Source organism: Aquabacterium sp. UBA2148 (assembly GCF_002328915.1).
GTDB classification, from domain to species: Bacteria; Pseudomonadota; Gammaproteobacteria; order Burkholderiales; family Burkholderiaceae_C; genus Aquabacterium; species Aquabacterium parvum.
The window spans coordinates 1-2,978 of the sequence record NZ_DCXA01000259.1 but is presented as its reverse complement, the minus strand read 5'-3'; the positions used below and the strand labels follow the sequence as shown (position 1 = coordinate 2,978).

The following is a 2,978-nucleotide window of genomic DNA, read 5'->3' as shown; positions in this document are numbered from 1 at the left end:
CTCAGCGAAGCGTCGGCGCAAGCCGACGGCCCATGCGAAAGCAGGGGCTCGCGCGAAAGCGCGAACTGAGCTGCACCTCGGGCGGGCAAAGCCCGGCCGAGGTGAAACGGGCAATCTCTGCGCGCAGCAACACCAAATAGGCACACGTTGACCTGGTTCCGGGGAGTGTGCGGGTAGGTGGCACCGAGCCGCTCTGGCGACAGGCGGCCCAGAGGAATGGCGGTCACGGCTTCGCGTCGCAAGGCGCGCGGCTGCACAGAATCCGGCCTATCGGCTGACTTCACACTTTTCATCGGCTCGGCGACGTCGCGGGGTCGGGTGTCCACGGGCCTGACGGGCCTGCAGGGGCCATGAATGAGCCCTTTGGGGTCAAGTTTTTCGCATCGTGGCCGATGAGGTGGGTTGATGCGGAGACCGACCATGACCCTGCCCCCCTTCCCCTTGTTTGCAACCTGCCTGGTTTTGGGCCTGGGCCTCGCCCTGGGGCCTGCCATGGCCTCGGATCCGCCAGCCAAGGCCGAAAGCAAAACCGACAGCAAGACCGAGGGCAAGGGTGAGATCAAGATCGACCTCAAGCCAGACCTGAGCAAGGCCAAGGTCGAGCGCCGGACCGAACCTGAACCGGAGGCCGAGCCCAAGGGCAAAGCCAAAGCGGAAGCAAAGGCCGATCCCAAGCCTGAGCCCAAGGCCGAGCGAAAGCCGGAACAGAAGCCGGAACAGAGGCCGGAGCACAAGCCCGAGTCATCCGCCGAGCCCAAGCAGCCCGTCTCGATGGGTGAGTTGCGCGACATGATCGAGAGCAAGATCAGCGAGGTGCGCGCCACCCGAGGCCCAGCTCCCGTGGTTCGCGTTCAGGCCAAGGGGGGCACACGGCAGGCTGGCAAGGCCCAGGACAAGCACGCCAAGGCGGCAGGGCACGGCCATTGGTCATACCAGGGCGACACCGGCCCGCAGCACTGGCACGAGCTCAATCCGGAGTTCAAGCAGTGCGGCCTGGGCGAGCGCCAGAGCCCGATCGACATCCGCGAGGGCATCCCAGTGGAGCTCGACCCCATCCAGTTCGACTACAAGCTGTCAGCGTTCCGCGTCATCGACAACGGACACACGGTCCAGGTCAACGTCGAGCCGGGCAACCGCATCGTCGTCAATGGCCGACGCTACGAGCTGGTGCAGTTCCACTTTCACCGCCCCAGCGAAGAGCGGCTCAACGGCCGACAGTTCGAGATGGTGGCCCACCTGGTGCACAAGGATCTTGAGGGCAAGCTGGCCGTGGTGGCCGTGCTGATCGAGGAGGGCAAAGGGCACCCGATCGTCCAGCAGGTCTGGAACAACCTGCCCCTGGAAAAGCGCGTTGAACAAGCCGGTTTGCAGGGACTGGACCTCCTGCAGCTCTTGCCGGAGGACCGCCGCTACGTGACCTACATGGGCTCGCTCACCACGCCGCCGTGCACCGAGGGCGTCTTGTGGATGGTGCTGAAAAAGCCGGTGAGCGTCTCAGCCCAGCAAATTGCGATCTTTTCGCGCCTCTACCCCATGAATGCGCGCCCCGTCCAACCCCAGCGCGATCGGCTGATCAAGGACGGGCAATGAAAAAGACCAGCCGAAGCTGGTCTTTGTTCTGGCCGCCAGCAAGTGGCGGCTGCGAGATCGCTTGAGCGATCAGGCCTTGCGGCTGCGACGGCTGGCAACGCCACCGACCACGGCCAGACCGGCCAGCGCCAGGGCGAAGGATTCGGCTTCCGGCACGGGCGACAGCACGGCCGACACGTCAGGGGTGTTGCCCACCTTGGCAAAGGTACCGGTGTAGGTGCCGCCAGTGGTCACGGCGGTGACGGTGGCACCGATGAAGTCCAGGCCCGTGGCGCCGTAAGAGCCGCTGATGGCCGAGTCCGGGTCCCACTTGAACTTGAAGGTGTCAAACGTGTTGAAACCGGTGAAGTTGAAGCCGAACACCGCGCCGCTGCCAAAGAAGGTGGCGGTGCCGCCTGCGGGGGCGGTGATGCTCAGGGGCGAGCCGTCGATGACGATGTTGCTGGCGTCAACGGTGGTGGTGCCGGAGAAATCGAAGGTCAGCTGCGTGATGTCGTAGCTGGAGCCGTTGAAGGCCAGGGTTTCGATGTTGAAACCATCGACACCGGGTTCGGTGATGATGATCGAGGCGAAAGCCGAAGCCTGGGCACCGAGGGCCAGGGCTGCGGCGAGGGCTGCTTTGCGGAATTGCTTCATGGTTTGTCCTGCTTGAATTGGGCGGTGGCCGGAACGAGCCACACTCACCGACACATTAGTGACTTTGTTCACATCCGGCAACCGTGTGTCGGCTTGCTTCCCCAATTCAAGGGGGTCAATAAACGCGACCACCCTTGATTTGGGCATGCGTGCGACGGTTCAGTTCGGTTTTTTTGGCAATTTGCGCCATCAAGCTGCCCGCGTGGGCATGGCAGATGGCCAGCCCCAGCGCGTCGGATGCGTCGTTGTTGGGTTCGCGAGGCAGCTCCAGCAGGCGCATCACCATCTGGCGAATCTGCGCCTTGGCGGCGTGACCATGCCCCACCACGGCTTTTTTCATCTGAAGCGCGGTGTATTCACTCACCTGAGGCGAGGTGCTCAGCGACAGCAGCCCGGCGATCGCGGCGCCGCGCGCCTGCCCCAGCAGCAGCGTCGACTGCGGGTTCACGTTGACGAACACGATCTCGACCGAGGCCTCCTGAGGCTCGTAGCGGGAGACCACCTCGCGCACGCCTTCGTAGATGATTTTCAGCCGCGTGGGCAGGTCACCTTGCGCGGCTTCGCGGGTCTTGATGGTGCCGCTGGCCACGTAGTGCAGGCGCGGGCCATCGGTTTCGATGACGCCAAAGCCGGTGGTCTGCAGACCGGGGTCGATGCCGAGGATGCGCATCCCCGAGAGGATACCCGGCGCCTGCGTTGCCAACGGCATCGGCTGCGGCCGCCGCCGGCTTCAGGTTGGCTCGCGCAGGGCC

3 protein-coding genes and 1 other RNA gene (1 of these 4 running past the window's edge) are annotated in these 2,978 nt (G+C 64.5%); 2 read left to right on the top strand and 2 right to left on the bottom strand.

Annotated features, from left to right (window positions below; all coding sequences use genetic code 11):
• Positions 1 to 286, top strand: an RNA gene (rnpB, locus tag B2W70_RS14465) — RNase P RNA component class A (it extends 239 nt beyond the left edge of the window).
• Positions 287 to 420: 134 nt separating this feature from the next.
• A complete protein-coding gene (locus B2W70_RS14460) occupies positions 421 to 1,590 on the top strand; it encodes a carbonic anhydrase family protein (protein WP_349677462.1) in 1,170 nt (389 codons plus the stop codon).
• A gap of 69 nt (positions 1,591 to 1,659) precedes the next feature.
• Here B2W70_RS14460 and B2W70_RS14455 read toward each other — a convergent pair whose 3' ends face one another.
• Together B2W70_RS14455 and ruvC are read right to left on the bottom strand one after the other, a co-directional pair.
• Positions 1,660 to 2,226, bottom strand: coding sequence for a PEP-CTERM sorting domain-containing protein (locus B2W70_RS14455; protein ID WP_286746717.1), 567 nt, complete (start codon positions 2,224 to 2,226; stop codon positions 1,660 to 1,662).
• 115 nt (positions 2,227 to 2,341) lie between these two features.
• On the bottom strand, positions 2,342 to 2,896 hold the full coding sequence (gene ruvC, locus B2W70_RS14450) for a crossover junction endodeoxyribonuclease RuvC (RefSeq protein WP_286746716.1): 555 nt from the start codon (positions 2,894 to 2,896) through the stop codon (positions 2,342 to 2,344).
• Positions 2,897 to 2,978 lie beyond the last annotated feature (82 nt).

Coding starts and splice junctions, on each gene's coding strand:
- B2W70_RS14460 (WP_349677462.1), top strand. CDS start 421: ATGACCCTGCCCCCCTTCCCCTTGTTTGCAACCTGCCTGGTTTTGGGC.
- B2W70_RS14455 (WP_286746717.1), bottom strand. CDS start 2,226: ATGAAGCAATTCCGCAAAGCAGCCCTCGCCGCAGCCCTGGCCCTCGGT.
- ruvC (WP_286746716.1), bottom strand. CDS start 2,896: ATGCGCATCCTCGGCATCGACCCCGGTCTGCAGACCACCGGCTTTGGC.